Origin of the sequence: Streptomyces sp. CS113 (assembly GCF_002188365.1) — a bacterium.
GTDB lineage: Bacteria > Actinomycetota > Actinomycetes > Streptomycetales > Streptomycetaceae > Streptomyces > Streptomyces tendae.
Genome location: NZ_KZ195574.1, coordinates 89,812 through 115,904 on the forward strand (window position 1 = coordinate 89,812; position 26,093 = coordinate 115,904).

28 protein-coding genes and 1 pseudogene are annotated in these 26,093 nt (G+C 66.7%); 12 read left to right on the plus strand and 17 right to left on the minus strand.

Annotated elements, in window-relative coordinates; all coding sequences use genetic code 11:
• Nucleotides 1-38: 38 nt before the first annotated feature.
• Nucleotides 39-1,139, minus strand: a complete 1,101-nt coding sequence (locus tag B9W62_RS00250; protein ID WP_087803988.1) for a hypothetical protein — start codon at nt 1,137-1,139, stop codon at nt 39-41.
• 408 nt (nt 1,140-1,547) lie between these two features.
• Here B9W62_RS00250 and B9W62_RS00255 point away from each other — a divergent pair, with 408 nt between their 5' ends.
• The gene (locus B9W62_RS00255; RefSeq protein ID WP_087803990.1) at nt 1,548-2,177 is read left to right on the plus strand and encodes a cysteine hydrolase family protein; all 630 of its coding nucleotides are present in this window, start codon (nt 1,548-1,550) and stop codon (nt 2,175-2,177) included.
• Nucleotides 2,178-2,647: 470 nt separating this feature from the next.
• The gene (locus B9W62_RS00260) at nt 2,648-3,898 is read left to right on the plus strand and encodes a cytochrome P450 family protein (RefSeq protein WP_087803992.1); all 1,251 of its coding nucleotides are present in this window, start codon (nt 2,648-2,650) and stop codon (nt 3,896-3,898) included.
• Nucleotides 3,899-4,608: 710 nt separating this feature from the next.
• Here B9W62_RS00260 and B9W62_RS40540 read toward each other — a convergent pair.
• The 3 genes and pseudogenes from B9W62_RS40540 to B9W62_RS00275 all read right to left on the minus strand — a co-directional run.
• Nucleotides 4,609-4,761 (minus strand): annotated as a pseudogene (locus B9W62_RS40540) (IS5/IS1182 family transposase); the annotation flags it as partial.
• Nucleotides 4,762-4,801: 40 nt separating this feature from the next.
• Nucleotides 4,802-5,044: a DUF5133 domain-containing protein gene (locus B9W62_RS00270; RefSeq protein ID WP_087803994.1), complete on the minus strand. Its 243-nt coding sequence runs from the start codon at nt 5,042-5,044 to the stop codon at nt 4,802-4,804.
• A gap of 178 nt (nt 5,045-5,222) precedes the next feature.
• The gene (locus B9W62_RS00275) at nt 5,223-5,606 is read right to left on the minus strand and encodes an STAS domain-containing protein (protein ID WP_087803996.1); all 384 of its coding nucleotides are present in this window, start codon (nt 5,604-5,606) and stop codon (nt 5,223-5,225) included.
• Nucleotides 5,607-5,707: 101 nt separating this feature from the next.
• Here B9W62_RS00275 and B9W62_RS00280 point away from each other — a divergent pair, with 101 nt between their 5' ends.
• The 4 genes from B9W62_RS00280 (at nt 5,708) to B9W62_RS00290 (ending at nt 7,422) form a co-directional block, all read left to right on the plus strand.
• Nucleotides 5,708-6,073, plus strand: coding sequence for a helix-turn-helix transcriptional regulator (locus B9W62_RS00280; RefSeq protein ID WP_179235281.1), 366 nt, complete (start codon nt 5,708-5,710; stop codon nt 6,071-6,073).
• 93 nt (nt 6,074-6,166) lie between these two features.
• Nucleotides 6,167-6,721 (plus strand): DUF6328 family protein, encoded by a 555-nt coding sequence (locus B9W62_RS00285; RefSeq protein WP_087804000.1) that lies wholly within the window; start codon nt 6,167-6,169, stop codon nt 6,719-6,721.
• A 56-nt stretch (nt 6,722-6,777) separates the two neighbouring features.
• Nucleotides 6,778-6,972 carry a hypothetical protein gene (locus B9W62_RS39900; RefSeq protein WP_143665447.1) on the plus strand — a complete coding sequence of 65 codons (195 nt, stop codon included), beginning with the start codon at nt 6,778-6,780 and terminating at the stop codon, nt 6,970-6,972.
• A 75-nt stretch (nt 6,973-7,047) separates the two neighbouring features.
• Nucleotides 7,048-7,422: a helix-turn-helix transcriptional regulator gene (locus B9W62_RS00290; protein ID WP_256976134.1), complete on the plus strand. Its 375-nt coding sequence runs from the start codon at nt 7,048-7,050 to the stop codon at nt 7,420-7,422.
• A 43-nt stretch (nt 7,423-7,465) separates the two neighbouring features.
• Here B9W62_RS00290 and B9W62_RS00295 read toward each other — a convergent pair whose 3' ends face one another.
• From B9W62_RS00295 to B9W62_RS00350, 12 genes are all read right to left on the minus strand, one after another.
• The gene (locus B9W62_RS00295; protein WP_087804002.1) at nt 7,466-7,798 is read right to left on the minus strand and encodes an STAS domain-containing protein; all 333 of its coding nucleotides are present in this window, start codon (nt 7,796-7,798) and stop codon (nt 7,466-7,468) included.
• Entirely contained in the window at nt 7,795-9,081 is a 1,287-nt protein-coding gene (locus B9W62_RS00300; RefSeq protein ID WP_087804004.1) for a PP2C family protein-serine/threonine phosphatase, read from the minus strand. The genes B9W62_RS00295 and B9W62_RS00300 overlap by 4 nt, the downstream gene beginning before the upstream one ends.
• Nucleotides 9,081-9,884 (minus strand): alpha/beta fold hydrolase, encoded by an 804-nt coding sequence (locus B9W62_RS00305; protein ID WP_087804006.1) that lies wholly within the window; start codon nt 9,882-9,884, stop codon nt 9,081-9,083. The genes B9W62_RS00300 and B9W62_RS00305 overlap by 1 nt, the downstream gene beginning before the upstream one ends.
• Before the next feature lie 570 nt (nt 9,885-10,454).
• Nucleotides 10,455-10,916 (minus strand): SRPBCC family protein, encoded by a 462-nt coding sequence (locus B9W62_RS00310; RefSeq protein WP_087804008.1) that lies wholly within the window; start codon nt 10,914-10,916, stop codon nt 10,455-10,457.
• A gap of 288 nt (nt 10,917-11,204) precedes the next feature.
• On the minus strand, nt 11,205-11,405 hold the full coding sequence (locus B9W62_RS00315; RefSeq protein ID WP_087804010.1) for a hypothetical protein: 201 nt from the start codon (nt 11,403-11,405) through the stop codon (nt 11,205-11,207).
• A gap of 7 nt (nt 11,406-11,412) precedes the next feature.
• Nucleotides 11,413-12,339: an RNA polymerase sigma-70 factor gene (locus B9W62_RS00320; RefSeq protein ID WP_087804012.1), complete on the minus strand. Its 927-nt coding sequence runs from the start codon at nt 12,337-12,339 to the stop codon at nt 11,413-11,415.
• On the minus strand, nt 12,336-13,550 hold the full coding sequence (locus B9W62_RS00325; protein WP_087804014.1) for an NAD(P)/FAD-dependent oxidoreductase: 1,215 nt from the start codon (nt 13,548-13,550) through the stop codon (nt 12,336-12,338). The genes B9W62_RS00320 and B9W62_RS00325 overlap by 4 nt, the downstream gene beginning before the upstream one ends.
• Before the next feature lie 130 nt (nt 13,551-13,680).
• On the minus strand, nt 13,681-14,874 hold the full coding sequence (dxr, locus tag B9W62_RS00330; protein WP_087804016.1) for a 1-deoxy-D-xylulose-5-phosphate reductoisomerase: 1,194 nt from the start codon (nt 14,872-14,874) through the stop codon (nt 13,681-13,683).
• On the minus strand, nt 14,871-15,644 hold the full coding sequence (sufC, locus tag B9W62_RS00335; RefSeq protein ID WP_087804018.1) for a Fe-S cluster assembly ATPase SufC: 774 nt from the start codon (nt 15,642-15,644) through the stop codon (nt 14,871-14,873). Before sufC ends, dxr begins: the two co-directional genes overlap by 4 nt.
• The gene (locus tag B9W62_RS00340; RefSeq protein WP_087804020.1) at nt 15,641-16,816 is read right to left on the minus strand and encodes a SufB/SufD family protein; all 1,176 of its coding nucleotides are present in this window, start codon (nt 16,814-16,816) and stop codon (nt 15,641-15,643) included. The genes sufC and B9W62_RS00340 overlap by 4 nt, the downstream gene beginning before the upstream one ends.
• Nucleotides 16,813-18,240, minus strand: a complete 1,428-nt coding sequence (gene sufB, locus B9W62_RS00345; RefSeq protein ID WP_087804022.1) for a Fe-S cluster assembly protein SufB — start codon at nt 18,238-18,240, stop codon at nt 16,813-16,815. The genes B9W62_RS00340 and sufB overlap by 4 nt, the downstream gene beginning before the upstream one ends.
• A 91-nt stretch (nt 18,241-18,331) precedes the next feature.
• Nucleotides 18,332-19,762 carry a catalase gene (locus B9W62_RS00350; protein WP_087811660.1) on the minus strand — a complete coding sequence of 477 codons (1,431 nt, stop codon included), beginning with the start codon at nt 19,760-19,762 and terminating at the stop codon, nt 18,332-18,334.
• A gap of 721 nt (nt 19,763-20,483) precedes the next feature.
• On the opposite strand from B9W62_RS00350, the gene B9W62_RS00355 reads away from it, so the two are divergent.
• The 5 genes from B9W62_RS00355 to B9W62_RS00375 all read left to right on the plus strand — a co-directional run bounded on the left by B9W62_RS00355 (nt 20,484) and on the right by B9W62_RS00375 (nt 24,626).
• The gene (locus B9W62_RS00355; RefSeq protein WP_256976135.1) at nt 20,484-21,275 is read left to right on the plus strand and encodes a metal-dependent transcriptional regulator; all 792 of its coding nucleotides are present in this window, start codon (nt 20,484-20,486) and stop codon (nt 21,273-21,275) included.
• 143 nt (nt 21,276-21,418) lie between these two features.
• The gene (locus tag B9W62_RS00360) at nt 21,419-22,672 is read left to right on the plus strand and encodes an NAD(P)/FAD-dependent oxidoreductase (RefSeq protein ID WP_087804023.1); all 1,254 of its coding nucleotides are present in this window, start codon (nt 21,419-21,421) and stop codon (nt 22,670-22,672) included.
• A gap of 237 nt (nt 22,673-22,909) precedes the next feature.
• Nucleotides 22,910-23,125 carry an alpha-hydroxy-acid oxidizing protein gene (locus tag B9W62_RS40545; RefSeq protein ID WP_306426443.1) on the plus strand — a complete coding sequence of 72 codons (216 nt, stop codon included), beginning with the start codon at nt 22,910-22,912 and terminating at the stop codon, nt 23,123-23,125.
• Between the two features lies 1 nt (nt 23,126).
• On the plus strand, nt 23,127-23,879 hold the full coding sequence (locus B9W62_RS40550) for an AraC family transcriptional regulator (RefSeq protein ID WP_087811662.1): 753 nt from the start codon (nt 23,127-23,129) through the stop codon (nt 23,877-23,879).
• 93 nt (nt 23,880-23,972) lie between these two features.
• A complete protein-coding gene (locus B9W62_RS00375) occupies nt 23,973-24,626 on the plus strand; it encodes a transposase (RefSeq protein WP_179235282.1) in 654 nt (217 codons plus the stop codon).
• Nucleotides 24,627-24,730: 104 nt separating this feature from the next.
• On the opposite strand, the gene B9W62_RS00380 is transcribed toward B9W62_RS00375, so the two are convergent.
• Entirely contained in the window at nt 24,731-25,801 is a 1,071-nt protein-coding gene (locus tag B9W62_RS00380; RefSeq protein WP_087804026.1) for a protein kinase family protein, read from the minus strand.
• A 55-nt stretch (nt 25,802-25,856) separates the two neighbouring features.
• Here B9W62_RS00380 and B9W62_RS39425 point away from each other — a divergent pair, with 55 nt between their 5' ends.
• Entirely contained in the window at nt 25,857-25,994 is a 138-nt protein-coding gene (locus tag B9W62_RS39425) for a hypothetical protein (RefSeq protein WP_107424175.1), read from the plus strand.
• The last annotated feature ends 99 nt before the right edge of the window (nt 25,995-26,093 follow it).

Here is a 26,093-nt window from a genome sequence, read left to right on the forward strand (position 1 = left end):
TCCCCTTTCCCGGTGAGAACCGGTTGGCGCGGCATCCGTCAGCGCGCCGGTGTGCGCCGGACAACGTTGGCGTCCCCGTCCGCCTCCAGCCATGCGGTCCCCCCGGCGCCTGTGACACCGACCCTGATGGCGAGGGAGCCGGTGAGGCGCTCGACGGTGAGCTCCCAGGTCTGCGGCGACTCGGCCCCGAGGCTGCTTCCCGCCTCCTTGACCAGGGCGGGAAAGCGTTCGTACGGCAGGGAGTGCAGGTCGAATGTCGGGGTCTGCGAGCCGGTGGGCGCGTACACGACGGACAGCATCCGGTCCTGTACGACGACAGTGAGTCCCATGTGCGCGTCCGTGTCCTGGGTGAGTGCGGTGACAGCCTCACGCAGCTCGCCCTGGTCGAGGAATGACTGGTGCGGTCCGAGAGTGACCGTGCCGGAGGCCGACGTAACTACCGTGGTCGACGAGGAGCCAGAGGTGGAGACCGAGGGCCGGGTGGAGGACGGCGACCCCGCGGAGATGTCCTCGTTGAACAGGTCGGCGCGTAACAACAGGAACACACCGGCCGCGGCGAGCAGCATGGCGAGCAGCCTGACGAAGCCGACGGCGGAGCTCTCGAGGTTCTCGCTGGTAAGGATCGGCCCCGGCGCGGGGTCGATGCGGGCGCCGGCCGCCCGCTCCTCCCACTCAGGTGTCGGCCGCTTCACGATCCTGACCCGCCACGGCCTGCCCGGCGGGTACTGGACCACCACAACGCCGCCCACCCGGTAGTCGGGCAGGTCGGCGAGGTGGACGTGCTGCGTGAACGCGACGCGGTACGCCGGTGCCTCGTCCGGCACAACCGTCGACACGAACCGCACCGCCACGTCGCTGGTCGCCTCGCCCCCAGCGGCCTCCACACTCTCGGTCATCGCAAGCGCCGTTCGCGGTGCGATCGCCGCCTCCCGGGCTCGTCGCGGTGCACCGGCGAGGAAGACGAGCAGGGCATAGACCGCGGGCACTCCCAGTCCGGTGACGAAAAGCGGCACGCTCCTGATGACGGCGCCGACGACGAGAGCGGCCAGTGACGCCCCGATCACACCGCCTGTCATGGCCCCTCGGACGAGAGTAAACAGTGTGTTCCGGGTCGGGGGCACGACGGTGGTGATCGCCATGAGTTGATTGTGTCGTAATCGGATGACGGCCGGTAGATGTCACCGTGTCTGACTCCAGGGTTGAACACCCGCCAAGGCTGTACCACTTCGCCCGGAGCCGGATCGATCTGTCCATCGAGAACCGTTTTACGAGCCGCTGACCGGTGTTGCCGGGGGTTCTTCGACTTTGACGAAATACCTCGAAGGCTTTCTACGACCGCAAAGGGGCGGAGCGGTCTGAGCCTCAGACCGTGAAGAGCGGCTCGTAGGGGCGTCCCTCCGGGTGCACGGTCCAGACACGCGATGGACCTCGTCGGCGGATGTCGCAGTGTGCGGGGAGCGTGCTTCCGGCACCCCTGTGTGTAACGCTCCGGACGTCCCGTCGGTCATTGGGTAAAAGCGTCACAACAACGTCGAAAGCGCCTCGCCATGACCAGCACACCGTACGGAGCAGGCCGGATCGGGCTGCTCCTCATCGACACGACGAACGAGGTATTCCACGAGGACGGGAAGGGGTACCCGTTCTACCAGGCGGAGTTCGACAGGATCGGCACCATCCACAACCTGAAGCGGCTGCTGGCCGGGGCGCGCGGACTGGGCCTCCCGGTGTTCTTCGCCCCCATGTCATACACCGAGGAGGACTACACCACCTGGAAGCGCCCGGCCGGCATCCACAAGGTGATGTTCGAGAACCGCATGTTTGAGGCGGGCAGCTGGGGCGCGCAGTTCCACCCGGACCTCTCTCCCGCCCGGGGCGAGATCGTCATCGCGCCGCACAAGAACATCGACGTCCTGGCCACGACCGACCTCGACGTGCAGCTCCGTCAGCACGGGGTGGAATACATCGCCATCGCCGGGATGATCGGCACCATGTGCGTCGAGTCCACGGCCCGTAGCTGCATGGAACGCGGTTACCACGTCACCGTCTTCACCGACGCCACCGCATCGGACTCGGGGCCCGAGGCCTACGACGCGATGATCAAGCGCTATCCGGCCATCTCGCACGCCGTGTACGACGTCGATGCGTACCTCAAGGCGGTCCGCGCCGCACTCACCTGAGCCGTCGGCACCCCCGCGGCCGGATCGGTTCCGGGACGCATTTCGACCTGTATGACGTGCGTGAGCCTGACGAAACCACGGATCGCCGAGCCGGAGCTGCCGCAACGGCGGGTCGACCCTGATCCGCGAGGTCGGACGGCGGCGGCCGGTCCGTATCACGCCCGAGTGCCGCGGCGTTGTCTGACATCCCACTCACGACACCTACCTCGCCGGTCGACGTCGAGGAAGACCTGGGCGTAGAGCGCGTAGTCGCTCTCGACGAGTGATGCGTGGCAGCTTGTTCTTCGATCTGCTGAAGCGGGTGTGACGCTGAGCGCGGATCCGGTCGGGTGTCACAAGTCGGTGGACACCACGGTCAGTTGTACGTGACCGACACCAACCGTCACCCACACCGACACCCGGCCCGTCGGCTCACCGCTCGGACGACTCGAGCTGCTGCCGCCACCCCTGCCGTCCGCCTTGGAGCCTCCATGCCCGAACAGTCGTCGACACCCCTCGTCCTGGACCCCGCAGCCTCCGACCACCACGCCGAGCACCAGGCGTTGCGCGACCGTGGCCCGGCCACTCGCGTGGACCTCCTGGGTCTGACCGTCTGGTCGGTGACGGACCCCGCCCTCCTCAAGCAACTGCTCACCAGCACGCAGGTCTCCAAGGACGGCCGCGCCCACTGGCCCGCCTACGCCGACACCGTGTCCACGTGGCCGCTGGCCCTGTGGATCGCTGTAGAGAGCATGTTCACGGCGTACGGCGGCGACCACCGCAGGCTGCGCCGGATGGTCGCGCCGGCCCTCAGCGCCCGCCGCGTCCAGGACCTGCGGCCGACCGTGGAGACCATCGTCACGACGCTCCTCGACGACCTCGAGGCGCGGCCTGCCGGGGAGAGCGTTGACCTGCGCGAACACTTCGCGTACCCGTTGCCCATCGCGGTACTGGGCCGCCTCATGGGTATCCCCGACAGCCAACTCCAGGGCTTTCGCAAAGTGGTGGACGGCGTTTTTGACACCACGGCCACCGCCGTGCAGGCCGCCGAGAACACGGCGTCCCTCTATAAGGCCCTCGATGACCTGATCGCCGCCAAACGCGCCGAACCCGCCGACGACATGACCTCCCTTCTCATCGCCGCCCGCGACCACGAGGGCGACGGCGGCGGTTTCACCGACGGCGAACTGCGCGACACGCTCCTGCTGATGATCAGCGCCGGATACGAGACCACGGTGAACGTCATCGACCAGGCGGTCACCGCTCTGCTCACCGACCCCGAACAACTCAGCCACCTCCGCGCGGGCCGGGCGACCTGGGACGACGTCGTGGAGGAGACCCTGCGCCACGAACCCGCCCTCAAGCACCTCCCGCTGCGCTACGCCCTCACAGACATCGCTCTGCCCGACGGCCGGACGATTCCCCGCGGCGAGGCGATCCTCGCCTCCTACGCAGCCGCCAACCGCCACCCCGACTGGCACGGCCCCACCGCCGACCGCTTCGACGTCACCCGCCTGAACAAGGACCACCTGGCGTTCGGCCACGGCGTCCACTTCTGCCTGGGCGCCCCGCTGGCCCGGATGGAGGTGGCCACGGCGCTCCGCCTGCTCTTCACCCGCTTCCCGGACATCGAACTGGCCGTTCTTGCTGGCGAGTTGCGCACCCTCCCGACCGCGATCGGCAACGGCCACCGGACCCTGCCGGTTCGCCTCCGACGTACGATCGGTCAGCCCGCCCGCTGACCCGTCCGAACCAGGGCAGGCAGTGCGGACGCGCTGTTCCGTACGGAACAGCGCGTCCGCGCGCGACGGCCTCCGCGTCATGGGCGAGGACAACCCGAACGGCGGCACAGCCCGTTTTCGGCACCGGCGTGAGCCTGCTGTGAGGGTCCAGATCTGGTACCGCGCCCCCACCCCGGGGCAGGCGTTCTCCCGGCCGGGGCCCGCCTGGCGGCCAAGTCAGCCGTGGTCCGGCTCCTGGCAGGGTCGGGGCAACGGGTGACTCGTTCAAGTCCTGAGTCCCCAGGGCTTCGGCGTAGTCAGCGGCTGCCCTTTTCATGATCATTTGAGACGAAGAGTGAGCGTGCTGTTCCTGCTCTCGTTCACCGTGCTCTGGAGCCCTTGCGTCTCCCTCGCACCGTCCGTGGGCCCGGTGCCATGCCGGGTACGTGCTCTGGCTCCTTGACCGCCCAGACCTGCCGAACACCCGTCGTGTCTAGCAGACCTGGGTTGCGGGCGAGGCCGCAGCGTTGTTGTGAGCAGGCGATGCGGAGAAGGTGCCCGTGACCATGGAGTGCTCCACGTCCGTGACCTGCCTGGAAGACCGTGTCTGCCGACGCCTCATCTGTGATTCCGCCTGCCCTTGACCGGCTCCGCGAGCAGTCCGACGTCGGGCGTGGAGAGGTGCCTGGCCTGCTGGAGCGGTTGGCTCAGGTGCCGGATCCGCGTGATCCCCGCTCGGCCAACGGAAGCCGCCACGGACGACCCCAACCACAGCCCTCGCCGCCACGCTCCCGGACCGCCCGCAGCAGCCGGCCGAACCGATCGACCCGCAACCCCGTGAACCTCTCCACCCATACCCGCTCGGCCCTTAACACCCCAGCCATACACCGGATATGCCCAGATCACGGCCTTCTGCAACACCCTTTAGGCGGCGAGCGTCTCGTCGTCCTGGGAGACACTCCGGCGGACGGTGTACCGCTCGAGCAGGGCGTCCGCCGTGGCCAGGGCGTCCTCGGCGGTTCGGGCTCCGGTGATCACGCACAGTGTGTAGGTGGCGTCCTCGAGTGCCCGGCTGGTGTGACCGGTGGGACACACGTCGTGCTCCATGCGCGCGTGGGCGAACCGGGCCAGCACCGCACGCAGTTCCTTCTCCGCCGGAAGGATCATCGCGTTACCTCTCCCCTGGTGAATCCCGCCCGCGGGGCGGCCTACCGCCGCACCGCGAGGCGATGACTGTCTCCATCAATTCCACGGCTCCCGCAACTCGGGCCGGGCCGCGTCAAACAGAATCCCGGATGCCCCGTGTCGAACAATCCACTCCGACCCCGGGCCATCGCCGCCGGACCTAGCAGGTGGCGGCCTCCTCCACCGTCGCCCGCACCTTGAGGAGCGCGTCGACCCCGGTGATGTCGAGAAGCCGGCGCAACTGCTGCGTCGGCGCGGCCACTCGGAGGTCGACGGCTCGCTGGGTGAGGATCAGCAGGTTCAAGAGGGACGAGTCGGCGAAGGCGATGCGGGAGGCGTCGAGCACCACCTTCGGATGCTCTCTCGCCGCCTCGCCCAATGCCTCCGACAGCGGGGTGATCGAGGACATGTCGTACGAGCCGCTCGCACCGACGACGCAGACGCCGCACCACTCGTACCGCACCACCGCGGCCTGACCGAGGTCCTGTGTCCGGCCCGCTTCGGCAGGGTCCGTGCACCCAGTGACCGCCTTATGCAAAGACACCTTCGGGTCCCTCCCGCACTCACACAAGCCCTGTCATCCATTACACGAAAAGTATGTCATGTAGTCGGCTTCACGCAAAGACGGTCAGTAGGATGCCCTGCATGGCTGAAGTCCCCGAAGCGCGCCCCGGATGGACGTTCGTCACCAACCACGCCCGCGTGCTGGCGGCCATCGCCGACAATCCGAACATCCGGATCCGCGACATCGCCGCCCACTGCCGGCTCACCGAACGCGCCGTCCAGCGGATCATCTCCGACCTCGAACACGACGAATACCTCTCCCACACCCGCGACGGACGCACCAACACCTACCGCATCCAGCCGGACAAGGTGCTGCGCCACCCCGCCGAAGCAGGCCTCACCGTCGCCTCCCTCCTGTCCCTGCTCGTAGAGGACGAGACCGACCGCGGTGAGTCCGGAGGGCGCCCGACGTCCAGGGCCCGCCGCCGGGCGGCGGACGGGCAGTAGACGCCGCTTCCCGGCCGGTCATCACTGTGACCGGCATGCGACCGGCTTCAACGGGCAGATGAACGGTCCGCAAAGGGAGGGGGAGACACGGACATGACGACGGAGTCGATCGAGCGGTCGGAAACGGGGACCGACGGATGCTGTACGTGTGCGGGTCACGGCGGTGCCGCCGCGGACGAAACACCGGAGACGCCCCGTGAGCGGGTCAACCGCCGCTGGAACGAGATCATGCAGGAGACGCGCGTCGCTCAGACAGGGGTTCAGATCCTTTTCGGCTTCCTGCTCAGCGTCGCGTTCACCCCGCTCTTCCACGACCTGGACACCTTCGACCACGCCGTCTACGTCACCACCGTCATCTCGGGCGCCACGGCCACCGCGTGCCTGATCGCGCCGGTCTCCATCCACCGCTTCCTCTCGGGGCAGCGGATGAAGGACGAGATGGTCGAAGTGGCGCACCGGCTGATGATGTGCGGCATGCTCCTGATGGCCGTGACCATCGGGTGCACCCTGCTGCTGATCCTGCACGTCGTGGTGCCGGGACTCATGGCGAAACTGCTCGTCGGCGGCGTGATGGTCTGGTTCGGGCTGTCGTGGTACGCCCTGCCCCTGTGGCTTCGCCACCGGTCCGCCCGCCGTGCGGCCCGTTGACAGCGGCCACGGCCCGCAGCAGAAGCGAAAAGAAGCACCGAAGTAAGGAACGAGGAATGTCAGACCCGCAGATTCACCGTGGCGAGCAGACCGACGACCGGACGCCACCCGCCAAGCCGCAATGGCAGAACCTCTTCCAGGCCCCCGCCTACGGCCGCGAAACGAATCACGACCTCGCACACGGCGAAGCACTGCGCCCCCGGCGTCCACGGCAGCGACGCGGTGGTCGCGGGCACATCCGGGCCGCCTGAAACTCGGAGCCGGTCCGTCCGCCACCGCGACGGACCGGCTACTTTCCCGCGAGGAAGATCAGTAGGATGCCGTGCATGGCAGAGGTACCTGAAGCTCACTTCGGATGGACGTTCGTCACCAACCACGCCCGCGTGCTGGCGGCCATCGCCGACAATCCGAACATCCGGATCCGCGACATCGCCGCCCACTGCCGGCTCACCGAACGCGCCGTCCAGCGGATCATCTCCGACCTCGAACACGACGGATACCTCTCCCACACCCGCGACGGACGCACCAACACCTACCGCATCCAGCCGGACAAGGTGCTGCGCCACCCCGCCGAAGCAGGCCTCACCGTCGCCTCCCTCCTGTCCCTGCTCGTACAGGACGAGACCGACCGCGGACGGCCGACCGCCACCCTGCCCGCCGGAGCGGTGCGCGACAGGAGCGGTGTCACGGTCCGGCCGTGAGGCACCGCGCGCTGACGGGCGGTTTCCCACCTGACACGCGGGGTCACACGGCGGCGGCACTACCGGGATCGATGGGAAAGATCTGATCCAGGCCGACGATCCGCAGGACGCGCATCATGTGGTCAGGCACGGAGGCGAGCACGACGTCTGCCTGGGCGGCCAGCGCGTGGTTGCGGGCGACGATCAGCGCGGTGATGCCACTGGAGTCGCAGAAGGTCACTCCCGCCAGATCCAGGACGAGGCAGCCTCCCTGCCGCAGGGCAAGGGTCGTGAGCAGTTCGCGCAGTCGGCCGGCCGTTGCGTAGTCGAGGTCGCCGAGGAGTTCCAGAACGGGCCCGGCGGCGGCCTCTCGCGTGATGATCTCCAACTGGCTCATTCGGTGACGTCACCCTCGTGATCGGCGGCGGGAACACCGAGGACGAGCAGGGCCGTGTCGTCGTCGAGGCCGTCTCCGAAGCCGTCCAGCAGATCGGTCAGGGCCTTCATCACGGCGTCCGGCGACTCGCCGGCATGGTCGACCGCGAAGTCGAGGAGAGCCTCCTCCCCGTACAGGCTGGTGCGGTCTTCACCGGTGCGCGCTTCGGTCAGGCCGTCCGTGTACAGCAGGAGCGTGTCCCCGGGACCGAGGACACACGTACCGGCGGTGAAGGGAGCGGTGGGCAGGACGCCGACGAGCAGCCCGCCCGGCGTCGGCAGGAACTCGGCCGTGCCCCCGGCGCGGAGGACCAGGGCGGAGGGGTGTCCGCCGGAGGCGAGGTGGACGGCGACCGTGCCGGCCTGCTGGTCCGGCTCCAGGAGACCGAAGATGACCGTGCAGTAGCGCGGGTCGCCGCCGTTGTAGCGCTCATTGAGTACCTTGTTGAGGGTGGTCAGGGCGGCAACGGGGTCCGGATCGTGCAGGGCGGCCGCACGCAGGGTGTAGCGGGTCAGCGAGGTGACCGCCGCGGCCTCCGGTCCTTTTCCGCACACGTCGCCGAGGAAGAAGGCGAAGCGTCCGCCGTCACTCGGGAAGAGGTCGTAGAAGTCGCCTCCGAGCCGATCGGGAGAAGCCGTGCGGTAGTGCACCGCCGACTCCATCCCGGGCACGGAGGGCAGGCTTGCGGGCAGCAGCGACTGCTGGAGTACGGCCAGGGCGTCCTGAAGCCGGGCCCGGTCCGCCTCGGCCTGTTCGCGTGCCTCTTCCGCCGCCTTCCGGGCCCGGAGCAGCTCCACTTCATAGGCCCGGCGGTCCCGCGCGTCGAACACGGTGGTCCGGACGAGCAGGGGCTCTCCCGTGGTGCCGCGCTTGACGACGGAGGAGACGAGCACCGGTATGCGGCTGCCGCCGGCCCCCTTCACGTCCAGCGCGATACCGCCGACCTCTCCCTGCATCCGCAGCAGCGGCGCGAAGTGCGTCTCGTGGTAGAGCTTGCCGCCCACGGTCAGCAGGTCGGTGAAGCGCATGCGTCCCACCACGTTCTGCCGCTCCAGGCCCAGCCAGTCCAGCAGAGTGGTGTTGATCTTGGCGATCGTGCCGTCCATCAGCGTGGACAGGTACCCACAGGGCGCGCTCTCGTAGAGGTCCTCGGCACTGTCCTCCAGCAGCGAGGCGAAGACCTGGCCCGGTGCCCCTCCGCTGTCGGACTCGAAGGGATCGGGCTGCTGCCCCGTGCGGCACATCACTTCGCACGCGCCAGGAACTCAACGATCGCGGCGTTGGTGGCCTCCGGGGCTGACAGCTGGGGGCAGTGTCCCGTGGCATCCAGCGTGACCAGGGTCGAGTCCCGGACGGCACCGTGTACGAAGGCACCCACCTCCCGCGGAGCGATGACGTCCTGTGTGCACTCCAGCACCAGCGTCGGCACGCTCACACCCTTCAGGTCGTCCCGCGAATCCGACATGAACGTGGTCCGGGCGAAGACGCGCGCCATGTCCGGGTCGGTGGCGCAGAAGCTGTTCTTCAGCTCCTCGCCCAGTTCGGGACGGTCGGCGTTGCCCATGATGACGGGCGCCATCGTCGCCGACCACCCCAGGTAGTTCGACTCCAGGGACGCCAGCAGCTCCTCGATGTCCTCGGCGCTGAATCCGCCCCGGTAACCCTCGTCGTCGATGTACCGCGGGGACGGCGCGACCATGATCAGAGCACCGATCCGTGAGGGGGCCAGCCCGGCCGCCACCACGCCGATCATCGCGCTCACCGAGTGTCCCACGAAGACCGCGTCGCGCAGATCGAGCGCTTCGCAGACCTCCACCACGTCGCGGGCGTACCCCTCCAGGGACGCGTAGCGCTCGGCCGAGAACGCGGACGGGTCCGAGCGGCCCGAACCCACGTAGTCGAAGAGGACCACCCGGTAGTCCTCCTCAAGGGCGGGCACCGTCAACCGCCACATGTTCTGATCGCAGCCGAATCCGTGTGCCAGCACCACCGTGCGCCCGAGCGGATTGCCCGTGACCTTGACGTTGTTCCTGCGCTCGACGTTCATCACTCCACTCTCGCAGGTCCCGGCGACCGCACACGACGGAGGGCGGATCACTTCCCATCCCGTTGCCTCCTTCAGACCGGGCGCATATGGAGGGAAGTACCGACAACGACGGCGGAACGGTGTTCCGGCATGCCTCGCGGCGAAGGGAAGGTACCTGCAGGGCGACTCGCTCCCCGGCACCTGTTGCTCCGACACCGTCACCGTCCAGCCGCCCCGCGCGACGCTGCTGCTCTACACCGACGGGCTGGTCGAGTCCCCCGATGCTGCGACTCTCTGCTGCACGGAGTGCGACCGGACGACAACGACGACGTCGCCATGCTCACCTTGCGCACGCCGGACCGACCCCGGGAGTGACGCCCGCCGAGCGAGCGCGACCCGAGGGTACGGTGCACGAGCGGCCGGGGGCGCCGTGTCCGGGGCGTCCCGGAGGGGCGCCGGCTCGCGCGGCCCCGGCGCATGTGGTGGCGGCTGCCCGGAGACGGGGGTGGGTCCGCCCCCTCTTGCTGAGGGGCGGACCCACCCCCGTTGTGCGGCCGCTCGGCAGGTCAGCGCGGGACGACGGTGGCGGGGTCACTCACCCGGCCTGATACGACCGCGCCAGGCTCCGGACTCGTCGCCGCGCTTCTCGATGTACTCCTTGAAGCGCCGCATGTCGCCCTTCACCCGCCGGTCGATCACTCCCAGCATGTCGCCGGTCTTCTCCGCGACACCGGTCGGTTCGACGTCCATGACGAGTTCGACCCGGGTGTGCGTGTCGTCCAAACGCTGGAAGCGGACCGTGCCCTTCTGGCTGGTGTCACCCGTGGTGGTACGCCACGTGATGCGCTCGTCAGGGAGCTGATCGACAATCTCGGTGTCGAACTCGCGCTTCACACCACTGACCTGAGTGACCCAGTGACTGTGCCGCTCGTCGAGTTGCCTGACCTCCTCGACCCCCTCCATGAAACGCGGGAACTCCTCGAACTGGGTCCACTGGTTGTAGGCGGTGTGCACCGGAACCTCGACGTCCACCGCTTCCTTGACCGTGCTCATCTGAGAACTTCCCTCTCCGTCGCAATCATTGCCGCCAAGGGGCTGACGTCCAGCCAGCGCCCTCGGCACGATGAGGCGAGTACCCGCGGACCACGCGGAAAACGTCGAACCGGCGATGCTTTCGGAGCATTGGCGGTCCCCTGGCACCCAACGGGGCCGCCGCACCGGGCGCGAAGCTGTCGGCGTCGCAACCGCGACCGCTGGCGCTCTGGCCAGCGCACGACCGGCACAGCTCCGTATCGAGCGTCGAAGCAGCGCAGGTCACGGTGCGTGGCTCCTGCGTGGTGCCTATTCGCGATCGACGTAGCGCTTCTCCGCGGGTGCCGAGACAGCGGATTCAATGTTCTCGGGTGTGACGCGCGGGCCCACGAGCAGACGCGTGACCGCGAAGTAGGCATCATGGTTCATCAGCTCGCCGGCCAAGGAGTAGGCCGAGCGCGTCCACGCGGCGCGCGACGTCGCGTAGTCGATCCGCCGATGCTCGTTCAACCACTCTTCACTGACGGGACAGAGGAGTCTCGGAATCCAAGCGGGACAGCTTCTCCGGATTGCGGACATAGTAGAGACCGGTGATACGGAGATGCTCCACACGGATGGCCATGACTCCGTCGATCTCTCCGTCCAAACGGAGAATCAGACCCGGACTTCCATTGACTGACGTTGGTTCGCCGGTGAGCAGTCCCTGGGATCTCGCAGCCTGGCTGAGTATGAAGCGCGCCACTTGGGTGGCACCGACCACAGGTCGTTTCGCCGCTTGCCTGATCCCTCCGCCGTCACTGACCAGTACGACCTCGGGTGCGAGTACCTCGAGCAGTTCCTGCAACTCGCCGGTGGCGAGCGCCTGCTGGAAGGCAGCCAGGGCGGCCTGGGTCTGGCTTGGGGACGCTGAGGCCCGGGGACGGCGGGCGTTCACATGGCGACGTGCGCGATGCGCGATCTGGCGCACGGTGTCAGGCCTCTTATCGACGGCGGCTGCGATGTCGTCGTATCCCATGCCGAAGGCCTCATGCAAGACGAAGACAGCCCGCTCGGTCGGCGACAGTGTCTCGAGGACGAGCATGAGGGCCATGGACATGCTCTCGGCGAATTCGCCATCCTCGGCCACGTCCGGAGTGGTGAGAAGCGGCTCGGGCAGCCATGCACCGACGTAATCCTCCTTTCGGCGTCTCATGGTGCGCAGACGGTTGAGTGACTGGCGGCTCGTGATCCGGACAAGGTAGGCGCGATCATCCCGCACTTGACTTCGGTCGACCCTGACCCATCGCAGCCAGCACTCCTGTAGGACGTCCTCGGCGTCAGCCGCTGATCCGAGCATCTCGTACGCGACAGTGAAGAGCAGATTTCGGTGAATGACGAACGCTTCGGTTGCCGCGTCGGCAGTACGCTCACCGTTGCCCGAGGCCGCCCGTTCCTCCTCTGTCATGGCCGGCCCGGGTGCTCAACCACGGTGCCGGATGCCTCCCGACGCTTGGCCTCTAGCAGTCGCTTCCTCGCGGGGCCACCGGAGATACGGTGAAATCCGTAGGAGCCCGGCTTGTGGGCTTCGCCAGTCAGTGTCTTGATGGTGTCCACACAGACCCGTTCCTTGATCGTCGCGGCGAGACGACCCCCCATGTGGAACCACGTCGCCTGATCCGACCTGTTGGCGAGCTGAAAAATTCCGTCACCTCGGCCCAGACTGATGCATTGTCCAGCGACAAGTTGGTTGAGGGGTGCCGGCTGCTCACCCGCCATCCGGCTGAGCAGCGTGTCGGCAGCCCTTGCTCCCAGGGGAATGGCGGCCTGGCAGCTCATCCGCAGTGGCAGATTCGAAGGGGAGGCCGAGTCCCCGGCCGCAACGATCCGCTCATCGTCCACGCTCGTCAGGGTCTCGTCGGTGACGACACGCCCTTGGGGGTCGGTGGTCAACCCGCTGCGCGCGGCCAGGTCCGGCACCGTGAACCCGACGGCCCAGATGGTCACCTCACTGGGCAGTTCGCGCCCGTCACTGAGCTGTACGGCATCACGAGCCACGCTCGTCACCTTGCTCCCCGGCCCGTCCACCACAGTGACACCCAGCCTGGCGAACCGCTTGGCCAATGAGCGCCGGGCCCTGGGATGCAGATACGGACCGAGCAACCCGCCACAAACAATCGTCACCTTGCGACCCGCTTCGGCCAGCTCTGAGGCGATCTCGATACCGGTTGGACCCGACCCGATCACGGTCACTGGCAAGATCGCCGACGCGGCGTCAACTATCGGACGCAGTCGCTGCGCCTCCTCCAGGCTCGCGATCGGGTGGGCGAACTCGGCGGCACCGGGAACGACTGGCGCGGCACTGCCGCTGCCTGCCGCGTACACCAGATAGTCGTAGCCGACCAAAGCTCCCGACTGCAGTGTGACGCGACGCTCGGTCGCTTCGATCCGCGCCACGGTGTCGACCTGCAACTGGACGCCCTCGGCCAGTATGTCGCTGTAGTCAACGACCGCGTCGTCAGACCCTCCGACGAACTGATGCAGGCGGATTCGTTCCACGAAGGTGGAGCTGGAGTTGATCAATGTGACCGCCGCGTCGTTGCGCTGAGCCAGACGGTTGGCGGCCATCACGCCGGCGTATCCGCCGCCGATGACGACTACACCAGTGTTGCTAGTCATGGTTGCTCCTCTTTCCGAGTCACCATGGAGACACCGCTCGAGACTCCTGCCGTGACAGTATGTGCCGCAGATCACAGCCCCAGATTGACGCACGCGTAGTCGGTATCGAGACGGTCACCGACTCTCCGTGTTACAGCAGGTGCCTGGCATGATGTGCGGCCCACTTCTGGGCATGTTCGATGGCCTGGAGACCGTCAGCCGGCGTGTCGTCATGGTGCGACTCCAGCCAGTCGCGCACTGTCATGCCGACACGGTCCACGATGTCCAGAAAGCCGATCGCGCCTGCGAGGAAGGCCGCGACCATGATTTCGTTGGCAGTGTTGAGGACAGCGGGCACGCACTCCCCCGCAGCGCCTGCGGTGCGGGCGAGGGCGATCGCGGGGAACGTGGCGTGGTCAACAGGTTCGAAGTGCCAGTCGTGGTGGGCTGACCAGTCCAGCGAGGCCACCACGCCCGGCACCCTGTGCGGCCAGTCCAACGCTGCCGCAATAGGGAGGCGCATGTCGGCCGTCGAGCACTGAGCGAGGACTGACCCGTCGACGAACTCGACCATGGAGTGCACGGCGGCCTGGGGATGGACCACGGCATCGATGCGTTCATACGGCACTCCGAACAGCAGGTTGGCCTCGATGATCTCCAGACCCTTGTTCATCAGAGTCGCAGAGTTCGTTGTGATGACGGGGCCCATGCTCCACTTCGGATGGGCCAGCGCCTGCTGCGCGGTGACGGCCGCCAGGTCTGCTCTCCGGCGCCCTCGGAAGAGTCCGCCGCTGGCGGTCAGCACCAGCCGCTCGACCTCTCGTGCATCGGCTCCTCGCAGACACTGAGCGAGGGCCGAGTGCTCGGAATCCACGGGGATGATCTGGCCGGGAGCGGCGCGGCTGGTGAGGAGCAGGCCGCCGGTGATGAGTGACTCCTTGTTGGCCAAGGCCAGGATGCTCCCCGCGTCCAGGGCCGCCAGCGAGGGACGCAGTCCCGCTGATCCATCGATGGCGTTGAGGACCACGTCGCTGTCCACGCCGGCCAGCTCGGCTGCCGCGCCGCGCCCCACGAGGATCTCCGGTAGCGCGGCGTCCGGGGGATACAAGGCTCGGCAGAGAGTGTCGAGGTCCATCGCCTGTGCCGGATCGGTGATGCCGATGTAGTCGACGCGCAGGCGGGCCGCCTGCCGGACCAGGACTTCAAGTCTCTGCCCCGCCGAGGCCAGAGCGACGACTTCGAAGCGGTCCGGGTGGGCATCGATCAGATCGACGGCTTGCCGTCCGACGGACCCGGTGGATCCGAGCAGGACGACCCGGCGTCGGTCGCGGCTCGCACTGCTCACTGGCAGCCGCCGACTGCTCCGCTGTGGACACCGAAGCGGGCGTATCCGTCACCCTCAAGCGTGTCCGCCAGTGTCGCGTCGCCTGATTCCACGACGCGCCCCTGGTAGAAGACATGGACGAAGTCGGGGCGGACGTAGCGCAGAATGCGCGTGTAATGGGTGATGAGCAAAGCGCCCACGCCGGACCGTACCGAGCGGTTGATGCCCGCGCTCGCTATCCGCAGGGCATCCACGTCGAGCCCGGAGTCGGTTTCGTCGAGGAGGGCGATCTTGGGCCGGAGAAGCTCCATCTGAAGGATCTCGTGTCGCTTCTTCTCACCCCCGGACCAGCCTTCGTTGACGTTTCGCTCACCGAAGGAGGAGTCCATCTCCAGCAACGCCATCGCCTCGCTGACCTCCTTGACCCAGGCACGCAGCCGCGGCTGTTCTCCCCGGAGGGCGCCGGCGGCCGAGCGCAGGAAGTTGGCAGCCGAGACGCCGGGAATCTCTGTCGGATACTGCATGGCGAGGAAGATGCCCGCGCGCGCCCGCTCGTCGACCGTCATGGCCAGGAGGTCCTGGCCGTCGAGAGTGACGCTGCCCGCGGTGATGCGGTACTTCGGGTGCCCGGCGATGCAACTTGCGAGCGTGGACTTGCCGGACCCGTTGGGGCCCATGACAGCGTGGATCTCCCCTGAGCGCATCGTCAGGTCCACACCGTTGAGGATGGGGGTGGCCGTCTCGTCCTCGACGACGGCCGCGTGGAGTCCGCGGATTTCCAGGGTGCTCATGAAAACGTCACACTGCCTTTCGGAAGGAGGTCCCTGTCGAGCCTGGCGTCGATCGCCGCCGTGACGCTGTCACGGACCGCGGGTGCCCCGATGCGGTGCACGACGTCGCCGAGGAAGCCCCGCACGACGAGCCGCTGGGCCTGATCGTGCGGGATCCCGCGAGCCTGCAGGTAGAAGAGTTGCTCGTCGTCGAAGCGGCCCGTGGCGCTGGCATGGCCGGCTTCCCGTACGTCGCCGGTCTCGATCTCCAGGTTCGGGACGGAGTCGGCGCGTGCGCCGGCGCTCAGGATCAGGTTGCGGTTCATCTCATAGGTGGACGTCTGGCGGGCACGCGGTCGGATGCGCACGTCGCCGGTCCAGGCGGTACGCGCGTCCGCCGCGCCCAGCACGTTCTTGTACAGCACGTCGGAGACGCAGTCCGGATGAGCATGGTCGATGTACAGGCGCGTCTCGAGATGCTGACCGCGCCCGGCGATTCCCGCGCCGATCAGGTGTGCGGTTCCACCCGGCCCGAGAAAGTGCACGGAGGGCGCCGTGCGCACTACTCCACCACCGAGGTTGACCGAGACGTGGTGCAGCGTGGCTGACGGGCCCACGGCGCATGCATGTGTGCTGAGGTGCACTGCGTCGTCCTGCCACTGGTGCAGGTCCACCAGTGTCAGACGGGCTCCCTGAGACAGACTGACCTCGACGTTCCCGGAGGAGGTGGTGTGGCCATGGTGATCCAAAACGACTACTGCGCTGCTGTCCCTGGCCAGATTGATGACCAGGTGGTGATAGGCGATGCCGGGCTCGGCATGCAGCTCGATGGTGATCGGCCGGTCGGAGGTGTGCCGGGCCGGTATGTCGAGAATCCATGCCCGGTCGGCCTGCGCCCATGCCAGGGCACTCACGCGGTCTGCGGGTTGCAGGACGCGGCCCGTAGCGGGGTGCCGAGCGATGACGGACGACCATCGGACGGGATCCCGCTGGTCCGCCCGCAGGGCGATGGTGCCCGTGGTGGTTGCACGGTCGAGGAGGGGCCGGACGCGGGACAGGGGGGCGAACTGCCAGCTCTCGTCGGTCGCTACCGGGGTCGGGAAGTCGGTCCAGTCCTGTGACGTGAAACGTTCGGCGGGTGATCCCGACGGCTTGAGACCGGGACCCCCCGCGCTGGCTGAGACCTTCGTCATCCAACCGCTCCTTCCATCTGCAGTTCGATCAGCCGGTTGAGTTCCACGGCGTACTCCATGGGCAGTTCACGGGCGATGGGCTCGATGAAGCCTCGTACGACCATGGCCATGGACTCGTCCTCCGACATACCGCGGCTCATGAGGTAGAAGAGTTGTTCCTCGCTGACCCGGGAGACTTTCGCCTCGTGTCCCATGGCGACGTCGTCCTCGCGGATGTCAGCAAAGGGATAGGTGTCGGAGCGGCTGTGGTCGTCGACGAGCAGCGCGTCGCACTTGACTGTGGAGGCGCTGTGGTGGGCCCCTTCGTCGATCCGCACCAGCCCTCGGTAGGACGTGCGGCCACCACCGCGTGAGACGGACTTGGACACGATGTTGGACGAGGTGTGGGGGGCCAGGTGTACGGCCTTGGCTCCGTTGTCCTGGTGCTGGCCCTCTTCCGCGAACGCCACGGAGAGAACCTCGCCCTTGGCGTGCTCGCCCATCAGGTAGATCGACGGGTACTTCATGGTCACCTTGGCCCCGATGTTCCCGTCGATCCACTCCATCGTCGCTCCGGCCTCCGCGCGAGCGCGCTTGGTGACCAGGTTGTACACGTTGGTCGACCAATTCTGGATCGTGGTGTATCGACAACGGGCGCCACGCTTGACGATGATCTCGACAACAGCCGAGTGCAGGGAGTCGGTAGAGTAGACCGGGGCGGTGCATCCTTCGACGTAGTGGACGTAAGCGTCCTCGTCGACGACGATCAGTGTCCGTTCGAACTGGCCCATGTTCTCCGTGTTGATTCGGAAGTATGCCTGCAGCGGGATGTCCACACGCACTCCCTTGGGCACGTAGATGAACGAGCCGCCGGACCACACCGCGGTGTTCAGCGCGGCGAACTTGTTGTCCCCTGCGGGGATGACCGTTCCGAAGTACTCCTTGAAGAGTTCCGGCTGTTCCCTGAGGGCGGTGTCGGTGTCCAGAAAGACGACCCCCTGCCGTTGCAACTCTTCATTGATCTTGTGATAGACGACCTCGCTCTCGTACTGGGCCGCGACACCGGCGACCAAGCGCTGACGCTCGGCCTCCGGGATTCCGAGGCGGTCGTAGGTCTTCTTGATGTCTTCCGGCAGGTCGTCCCAGGACGACGCCTGGCCCTCGGTCGAACGGACGAAGTACTTGATGGCGTCGAAGTCGATTCCGCTCAGATCCGCGCCCCAGCTGGGCAGGGGCTTCCTGTCGAACAGAGCCAGGGCACGCAGCCTCCTGTTCAGCATCCAGGCGGGCTCAGACTTCTTTGCCGAAATCTCCCGGACCACCGCCTCCGACAGTCCGCGGCGGGCGTTGGCACCGGCTTCGTCCTCGTCGGACCAGCCATAGGCATAGTGCCCCAGCGCCTCGATCTCTTCGTCCTGTGTGCGGACGGGGTGCGGTGTCGCCATTGCCTGGATTCCTTCCGTGGGCGCCCGGCCCGCGTGCGTTCCGTCGCACGCCGGGAGCCGGGCGTCGGGTGGTGTCGTTGTGGTCGTCGGTTCAGTCTCCGAGGGCGTCCAGTGCCTCCTGCACGCCGCGTCCGTAGGCGGGATCGGCGAGTTTGCAGTGCTCCACGTGCCGGCGGCGGATGCCTTCACTGACGTCGGCGAGAGCCCGTGCGGTGTTGGCGCAGAGCGTCTCGCGCTGCTCCCGGGTCATCGAGGCGAACAGATCACCGGGCTGGGTGAAGTAGTCGTCGTCGAGGCTGCGGTAGTCAAAGCGATCAGCCTCGGATCCCGCGGACAGCGGCGGCTCGTGGTACTCGGGCTGCTCGACCCAATGACCGGAGCCGTTGGGCTCGTAGGCCGGTGTGCTGCCGTGATTGCCGTCCACCCGCATCGACCCGTCACGGTGGAAGGAGTTGACGGGGCAGCGGGCGGCGTTCACCGGAATCTGATGGTGGTTGACGCCCAGGCGGTAGCGCTGGGCGTCACCGTAGGAGAACAGCCTTCCCTGCAGCATCCTGTCGGGGCTGAAGGAGATACCAGGCACGACGTTGGCAGGTGTGAAGGCCGCCTGTTCGACCTCGGCGAAGTAGTTGTCCGGGTTACGGTTGAGTTCCCACTCGCCGACCTCGATCAGGGGGTAGTCCTTCTTGGACCAGACCTTGGTCAGGTCGAAGGGGTGGAAGCGGTAACTGTCCGCATCGGCCTCCGGCATGATCTGCACGTAGAGCGTCCATTTGGGATGGTCGCCTCGCTCAATGGACCGGTACAGATCTCTCTGGTGGCTCTCCCGGTCCTCGGCGATCACGGCGGCGGCCTCGGCGTCGGTGAGGATCATGATGCCTTGTTGTGTCCGATGGTGGAATTTCACCCAGAATCGTTCACCGTCGGCGTTGATGAAACTGAACGTGTGCGAGCCGAAGCCGTGCATGTGTCGGTACGACGCCGGGATACCGCGGTCGCTCATGAGGATCGTTATCTGGTGGAGGGCTTCGGGCAGCATCGTCCAGAAGTCCCAGTTACTCTCTGCGCTGCGCATGTTGGTGCGAGGATCGCGCTTGACGGCGTGGTTGAGGTCGGGGAACTTCAGCGGGTCGCGGAAGAAAAAGACCGGAGTGTTGTTGCCGACGAGATCCCAGTTGCCCTCCTCCGTGTAGAACTTGAGCGCGAATCCTCGGATGTCGCGTTCGGCGTCGGCAGCACCCCGCTCGCCGGCGACAGTCGAGAACCTTGCGAAGAGCGGAGTTCTCTTTCCGATCTCGGAGAAGATCTTGGCCTTCGTGTAACGGGTGATGTCGTGCGTCACGGTGAAGGTGCCATGGGCACCAGATCCCTTGGCGTGCATGCGCCGTTCGGGAATCACCTCACGGTCGAAGTGTGCGAGCTTCTCGAGAAACCACACATCCTGTAGCAGCATCGGCCCGCGGGGGCCGGCCGTGAGCGAATCTTGGTTACCGGCGACCGGCGCGCCGACGGCTGTGGTCAGTGAGTGGTGTGCCGCCGTACCGGCATCCGAGTAGTTGGTTCTGTGCACGATGCCACTCTCCTTGCGATGTTTCGAGACGTGTGCTTCCGGCGTCCCGGTCCGGCGAATGCGCTGTCCAGAGCCGGGCCGGGACGCCGGCGGGCGGCCCCGAGGCGCAGCGCGCAACCAGCGGTGCACGGGGCGGCTCCGGGGGCCCTGTGGAACACCGCGGACCAGGGCGCCGCGGCGGTGGCGCGTGGATGTCCAGGGCATCGACGGAACCATCCACGCGACAGGAGTCCTCCTGTCGTCACCGGCCCCTCGAAGTCGGGGAAGACGGCTTGCCACACGTGCACTCTCGCAGACCGAATGCCCTGTTCTTCGAGCGATGGCCGACTTCGTGCACCACTCGGCAGGCTTTCGACATACGGGTCCCGAATACCGCAACTGGGCCCCTCTTCGGGCAACGGCAGTGTGCATACTGAGAGGGACGCCGCGACCGATCGCCCACTCGGTCGGCTCTGTGGTCAGAGGTCAATCGGTCGTACTTGAGAGGCGACTCTCAGGATTCGGACACGCACTCACACGAAGCATTGTGTCTCGCTCACCTTGCCGCAACCAACGAACCCCGTCACACCGACAGCATGGGGAATCCCGCGTTCGGTGGCGTCGTTCACGGCCATCGACCAGTTGATCCACAGCCGCTTGCACCGCAGGCCCTGGTAACTCGAGGAGAATTCCGTTGAGGTCCCCACAGGAGGCGACGAACACGGTCGAGATGTACTTGCGTATCGTTTACGAGTGCGAGGAGGAGGGGCTTGCCGCTCTTCGGGCACGCATCGGTGAACGGCTCGGTCATCGGCCCCCGACAGTGAGTGAGACCGTGGCACGTATGGTCCGTGACGGACTGATCATCCTCACCGACACTCGGGAGTTGCGCTTCACCGAGGTGGGACGCGGAAAGGCCGTTTCCGTCATGCGCAAGCACCGTGTCGTCGAGCGCTTCTTGGCCGACGTCATCGGACTGGCCTGGGATCAGCTACATCCGGAGGCAAGCCGATGGCAGCATGTGATCAGTGACGAGGTCGAGCGGCTGATTGCCGGCCGGTTGCGGCCGCCCTTCCGCTGCCCCCACGGTGCTCCGATCCCAGGCCTGGAGGCTCTGGGTGTCACGGAAAGCATTTTCGCGTCCGACTCTGGCCTCCTCCACGAAACCACGTTGCTTCCTTTGCCGACTGCCGCCGGAACCCCCTCGGTCGTCCGCATTGAACGCATCGGAGAAGCATTGCAGGGGGAGCCGTGTCTGATGCGCATGCTGGAGCGAGCCTCGGTCCTCCCCGGTGCGTTCGTCACCATCACGTCGGAGGCGCCGGAGGTGGTGATCCTTTCCGCGAACGGGCAGCTCAATCTGCGTGACACATCGGCGAGGCACATCCTCGTGAGTCGTGTGCCGGACAGCGCGACGGTTGCCAGCCATTTCACAGAGGACCTTGACACCACAGATCCTGGATATGTAATGTCCAGTATACGGTGAGGTTGTGCCCGCTCCTCCGCGGTGGCCCCTCATCGGAATGCCAACTACTTTTTCGCCTCGCAGCGGCTTCATACCCTCTCCCAAAACAGGTGACGGATGTTTTGCCCAGCGATAGCTCAACCTCTACGCAAGGACACGCAAGAATGACGCACATCATGGTGATCGGTGGCGGTTTCGCCGGCGTATGGAGCGCCGCAGGGGCCATACGGGCAGCGCGTGCCGCAGGGCAGGCGGGCGAGCACATTCACGTCACGTTGATCAGTGGCGGGGACGACCTCGTACTCCGGCCCCGGCTCTACGAAGACGATCCGCAGAGCAAGCGTGTCGCACTGGACCGGATTCTCGGTCCGATCGGAGTTCGTCGTGTCACGGCGACCGTCACCGGCATCGACGTGGACGCACGCAAGATCAAGGCTGTGGAGAGAAGCGGTGAGGAGATCCAGCTCGGTTACGACAAGCTCGTTCTCGCCACCGGTAGCCAGCTGGTGCGCCCCGGGTTTCCGGGTGCTCACCACATGTTCGACATCGACACACTGACCTCGGCGTCGGCCCTTGACCATCACATCCGGTCCCTGTCTCGACGCACCGAACAAACGGGCCGGTACACGGCCGTCGTCATCGGGGCCGGCTTCACCGGCCTGGAAATAGCCACCGCGTTGGTCGATCGGCTGCGTGCCGTCGCCGACCCTCACGACGCCGGTGAGAGGGTGCGAGTCGTCCTCGTCGACCGGGCCGATGTTCTGGGTCCGGAACTCGGCCCGGTCCCGCGCCCATACATCGAGGCCTCGATCGACCAGTTGAAGATCGAGTGCCGTCTGGCGAAGACTGTCGCCTCGGTCTCCCCCGACGCGATCGAGCTCTCCGACGGGGAAGTCATTCCCGCTGCCACTGTCGTGTGGACGGCCGGTATGGTCGCCAGCCCTCTGACGGCCCAGATCCCGGCGGACCGTGACAGGCTCGGCCGCCTGAACGTCGATCCCTACATGCGTGTCAGCGGCGTATCAGACGTCTATGCCGCCGGCGACACGGCAGCGGCCCTCGTCGACGGCGATCACTTCACCATGCAGAGCTGTCAGCACGCGCAGCCGATGGGCAAGTTCGCAGGACACAACGTTGTAGCCGACCTGACAGAGACACCGGCTCTGCCCTTCCGGACCGACATTTACAACACGTGCCTCGACCTCGGGCCCGACAACGCCATCGAGACCAAGGGTTGGGATCGCACAATCCATGTCACCGGAGAGGAGGCGAAGACTCTCAAGCAGAACATCAACGCCCGCTGGATCTATCCCTCACTGGACGACGCCGAGGCGATCCTCGCCCACGCGGGCCGGTTCAGCAACGCGGAAGCCAGCAGCAAGGCCGGCACCCACGAGGCGGCCGCTCTCAACGCATAGGCGCTCGGCATCGGACGACTCCGACGCGGCAGTCTCCCCTCGCTGAGACTGCCGCGCCCCTGTCCCGCACGACTGCCCTCCACGGCTCGGGATCGGACAGATATGCCGAAGCGTCAGTTTTACGCACGTGCGCGGGTGTTCGAGTTGGGACACTTCAAGAGGTCCGAGGTCCGAGGTACGTGCCCGAGACCGGAGGTTGAACGCGGCTCTCACCAGGCGGAACTCCTGGACTCGGCGATGGACCCGACCATCAGCCTCGCCGATCACGGTGTCGACGGAATCGTCGTCTCCCATCACGGCGGACGCCAACTCGATCGCGCTCCTGCTTCCTTGCATCTGCTGCCAGAGTTCGTCAGGGAGGTCGTTACCGGATCTGGAAGTCGCCATCGACACCGGCATCATGCACGGCGCCGTTCCTCAGTTGTCAGATCCTCTGTACAGATTGAGCTCTGAAATGTCCCACGCCGACCACTACTGGGAGACGGCGACTCTCGTTCTCGCCCTGCCGTCGCGATCTGTCATCGCTCACCATGTTCACGACGAACATCAACTGGTCTATGCGAGCCAGGGCGTGATCTCAGTGACCACCGCGGCCGGCACTTGGGTCGCACCGTCCAATCGTGGCATATGGATTCCGGCCGGCTCCAGCCACCAGCACCGCGTCCACGGACCCACCAGGCTTCACGGAGTAGGCCTTCCTCCGGAGGCCAACCCCTGGGGAATGCCGACGCCGGCAGTCGTCAGTGTCAGTCCACTGTTGCGGGAACTGATCGTCCGCTACACCGAAGCATCGACGGCCATGCAGGACTCCGCCAGACGAAAGCGTCTGCTGGCCGTACTCCTCGATGAGGTCTTCTTCTCCCCCCAGCAGCCGATCAGGCTGCCTGCTCCGGTGGATTCACGTCTCGCAGACGCCTGCGCGCGCGTGGAGGCCGAACTTGCCACAGCGATCGACATCCAGGACCTTGCACGAATCTCCGGAACGAGCGCACGGACACTGACGCGCCTTTTCAAGGAGGAAATGGCGATGAGCTACGTACAATGGCGTACCCAACTACGCCTCTATCACGCCACGCGCATGCTGGCCGACGGAATGCCGGTCGGCGCGGTGGCGCACCGATGTGGCTGGAAATCCCCGAGCTCCTTCGTGGCTGTCTTCCGCAGTACATTCGGCTACACACCCGGAGGCCGACGGTCCAGTCAATAGGGGTGCAGGGCACAGATAAGCGCCCTGCACTGATGCCCCTCATACACCCGCCGCCCACCTGGTGGCGCGCGTACAGGAGGACAGCGGTGGAAGGTGTTGAGGGCCGAGCGGGTGTGGGGGGAGACGTTCACGGGGTTGCGGGTCGATCAGTTCGGCCGGCTGCTGCGGGCGGTCCGGGAACGTGGTGGCGAGGGCTGTGGTTGGGGTCGTCCGTGGCGCCTTCCGGTGGCCGAGCGGGTGCTGCTCGCGCTCGAGCCGGTCCGCACCTCCCAAGACGTCGTCGAGCGGCTGTGGATCGTGGACGGCGCCCTCGTCCCGGTCCGCGACCGCACGGTCGGAGCGTCCTCGCGCAACTACCGGTTCCCGGCGAAGGTGCAGGTCATCGTGGACGCGGAGACGCGTCTGGTGGTGGCTGCGGCCCGCCTGGTGCCCGGTAACACGGCGGACGCGAAAGCCTGGCGGGACTCCGGCCTGGCCGCGCACTGCGAGGGCGTGACGGTCCTCGGTGACGGCGCCTACATCAACACCGGTCTGATCGTCCCGCACCGCAAACGCCCCGGACGACCGCTACTGAAGGGCAAGGAGGAGGACAACGCGCAGCATCGCAAGGTTCACGCCCGCGTCGAGCACACCTTCTCCCGCATGAAGAACTACAAGATCCTCCGCGACTGCCGGCAACGTGGCGACGGCCTCCACCACGCCGTCCAGGCCGTCGCGCGCATGCACAACCTCGCCCTCGCCGCGTGAACCCAGCAGGTCAGCCGCCCGCTTCAGCCTGCGTGATCACGGCCTTCTGCAACACCCTTAGCCGATGGCCGGTCCCCCGCCCGCCTGTGACCGGCGGCTGCTGATCACGCGCTTCGCCCCATCCGACAGATTGTCGCCAGCGGATGGGGAGCTTCTCGGCTCTCCTGCTGAAACTCGCGATAGAAGTCGCCCATCACTGCGGCGACGGGTGCGTAACGGAGAAGGAGCGCCCCGACCGACGCGGGAACACCCTCCGGGGGCACCCCTTGGGCGCACGCATGCACGAACGTCCTGCGTTCTTCCGGCGTGTGTCGGTAGAGAGCGAAGGCAAGCCAGTTCACCAGGTGGGTGACGGCGTAGTGCTGGTCGTAGGTGCGGTGCTGGTCGAAGAAGTCGATTTCGTCTCGTGTGAGGTCGAAGCGTGAGGAAATCGCGAGGCCGTAGTCGGTGAAGAAGAGCCGCTTGCCGTCGGTGAGGATGTTCTCGAAGTGGGCGTCGAAGTGCAGAAGCCCGCCAGCGTTCATGAACGCGATGCCGGCGTTCAGCTCGTCGTCGACCATCGAGCAGGCCCGCTCGGCTGCCTCGTCGCCGGCCCCGATCTGGACGCCCAGCCAGTCGTGCAGATTTTGCGGGATGTACTCCAGGAACAACACAAGGCTTGCTGTGGAATCCTGAAGAGCTTCGATCCGCCGGCGTACCGCCGATCCGCCTCCCCAGTAGGCGACAGCTCGGTCCACATCGGCCAGTTCCTCGGGCAGCGACTGGCCAGAGTCCGGGATCACCCGCCAGTGGTACATCAGGGGGAAACCCTCGTAGTCTCCCGCGACCACCCAGTTCGTCGTCATGGTGTGCGCGGCCAGCTCCCGCCAGGCCCCGAAGCCCGGGCCGCCGATGGTACCGATGCCGTAGTGACAGAAGGCCGGCAGTCCGAACAGATTCGCGGTGGAGTGAACATGCTCCAGCCGCCGCTCCAGATCGGTCAGCCGCACCTGCTTGGCGAAGACCCGGGTTCCTTCGACTTCCAGCAGGACCGTTCTCCCGCCGATTCCCGACCCCACCGGTGCGCCGACGTCCACGAACTCGCGCAGACTCCGGTCGCTGCGCAGCGCCAGCGATGTGGAAACCGTGCCATGGGCGGCCAAGCGAGCACCGCGGGACAGGTCAGGACCCTTCACTCATGCCTCCTACCGTGTTCCACGTGCCGTTGGGACTGTGTGACGAGAACAGGACATGGTGCGCAGCCACCTGCCGCAACCGCTGTGCCTGGTCGCCATGGAACCACCGCTCACCCTTGGCGGGCGAGATCTACGCGACCGCCAGGTGTCGGACGACCTGGTGCACGAGGAGGCGGTCCTGCCGACCGGCTGAGGGCGAACCGCAGGGTCGTACGGGACGGGACGGGACGGGTCGGGTCGGGGCGGGGCGGGGCGGCGGTGCCTTTCCTGACGTCCACTCACAATGCATACG

What these genes read in the sequence shown, in the direction of transcription:
- B9W62_RS00250 (WP_087803988.1), bottom strand. Translation starts at nt 1,139, where the DNA reads ATGGCGATCACCACCGTCGTGCCCCCGACCCGGAACACACTGTTTACT.
- B9W62_RS40550 (WP_087811662.1), top strand. Translation starts at nt 23,127, where the DNA reads ATGTCCCACGCCGACCACTACTGGGAGACGGCGACTCTCGTTCTCGCC.
- B9W62_RS00260 (WP_087803992.1), top strand. Translation starts at nt 2,648, where the DNA reads ATGCCCGAACAGTCGTCGACACCCCTCGTCCTGGACCCCGCAGCCTCC.
- B9W62_RS39425 (WP_107424175.1), top strand. Translation starts at nt 25,857, where the DNA reads ATGGTGCGCAGCCACCTGCCGCAACCGCTGTGCCTGGTCGCCATGGAA.
- B9W62_RS00285 (WP_087804000.1), top strand. Translation starts at nt 6,167, where the DNA reads ATGACGACGGAGTCGATCGAGCGGTCGGAAACGGGGACCGACGGATGC.
- B9W62_RS00280 (WP_179235281.1), top strand. Translation starts at nt 5,708, where the DNA reads ATGGCTGAAGTCCCCGAAGCGCGCCCCGGATGGACGTTCGTCACCAAC.
- B9W62_RS00255 (WP_087803990.1), top strand. Translation starts at nt 1,548, where the DNA reads ATGACCAGCACACCGTACGGAGCAGGCCGGATCGGGCTGCTCCTCATC.
- B9W62_RS00295 (WP_087804002.1), bottom strand. Translation starts at nt 7,798, where the DNA reads ATGAGCCAGTTGGAGATCATCACGCGAGAGGCCGCCGCCGGGCCCGTT.
- B9W62_RS00360 (WP_087804023.1), top strand. Translation starts at nt 21,419, where the DNA reads ATGACGCACATCATGGTGATCGGTGGCGGTTTCGCCGGCGTATGGAGC.
- B9W62_RS00290 (WP_256976134.1), top strand. Translation starts at nt 7,048, where the DNA reads ATGGCAGAGGTACCTGAAGCTCACTTCGGATGGACGTTCGTCACCAAC.
- B9W62_RS00310 (WP_087804008.1), bottom strand. Translation starts at nt 10,916, where the DNA reads ATGAGCACGGTCAAGGAAGCGGTGGACGTCGAGGTTCCGGTGCACACC.
- B9W62_RS00300 (WP_087804004.1), bottom strand. Translation starts at nt 9,081, where the DNA reads ATGTGCCGCACGGGGCAGCAGCCCGATCCCTTCGAGTCCGACAGCGGA.
- B9W62_RS40545 (WP_306426443.1), top strand. Translation starts at nt 22,910, where the DNA reads ATGGACCCGACCATCAGCCTCGCCGATCACGGTGTCGACGGAATCGTC.
- B9W62_RS00305 (WP_087804006.1), bottom strand. Translation starts at nt 9,884, where the DNA reads ATGAACGTCGAGCGCAGGAACAACGTCAAGGTCACGGGCAATCCGCTC.
- B9W62_RS00320 (WP_087804012.1), bottom strand. Translation starts at nt 12,339, where the DNA reads ATGACAGAGGAGGAACGGGCGGCCTCGGGCAACGGTGAGCGTACTGCC.
- sufB (WP_087804022.1), bottom strand. Translation starts at nt 18,240, where the DNA reads ATGGCGACACCGCACCCCGTCCGCACACAGGACGAAGAGATCGAGGCG.
- B9W62_RS00270 (WP_087803994.1), bottom strand. Translation starts at nt 5,044, where the DNA reads ATGATCCTTCCGGCGGAGAAGGAACTGCGTGCGGTGCTGGCCCGGTTC.
- B9W62_RS39900 (WP_143665447.1), top strand. Translation starts at nt 6,778, where the DNA reads ATGTCAGACCCGCAGATTCACCGTGGCGAGCAGACCGACGACCGGACG.
- B9W62_RS00340 (WP_087804020.1), bottom strand. Translation starts at nt 16,816, where the DNA reads ATGACGAAGGTCTCAGCCAGCGCGGGGGGTCCCGGTCTCAAGCCGTCG.
- sufC (WP_087804018.1), bottom strand. Translation starts at nt 15,644, where the DNA reads ATGAGCACCCTGGAAATCCGCGGACTCCACGCGGCCGTCGTCGAGGAC.
- B9W62_RS00325 (WP_087804014.1), bottom strand. Translation starts at nt 13,550, where the DNA reads ATGACTAGCAACACTGGTGTAGTCGTCATCGGCGGCGGATACGCCGGC.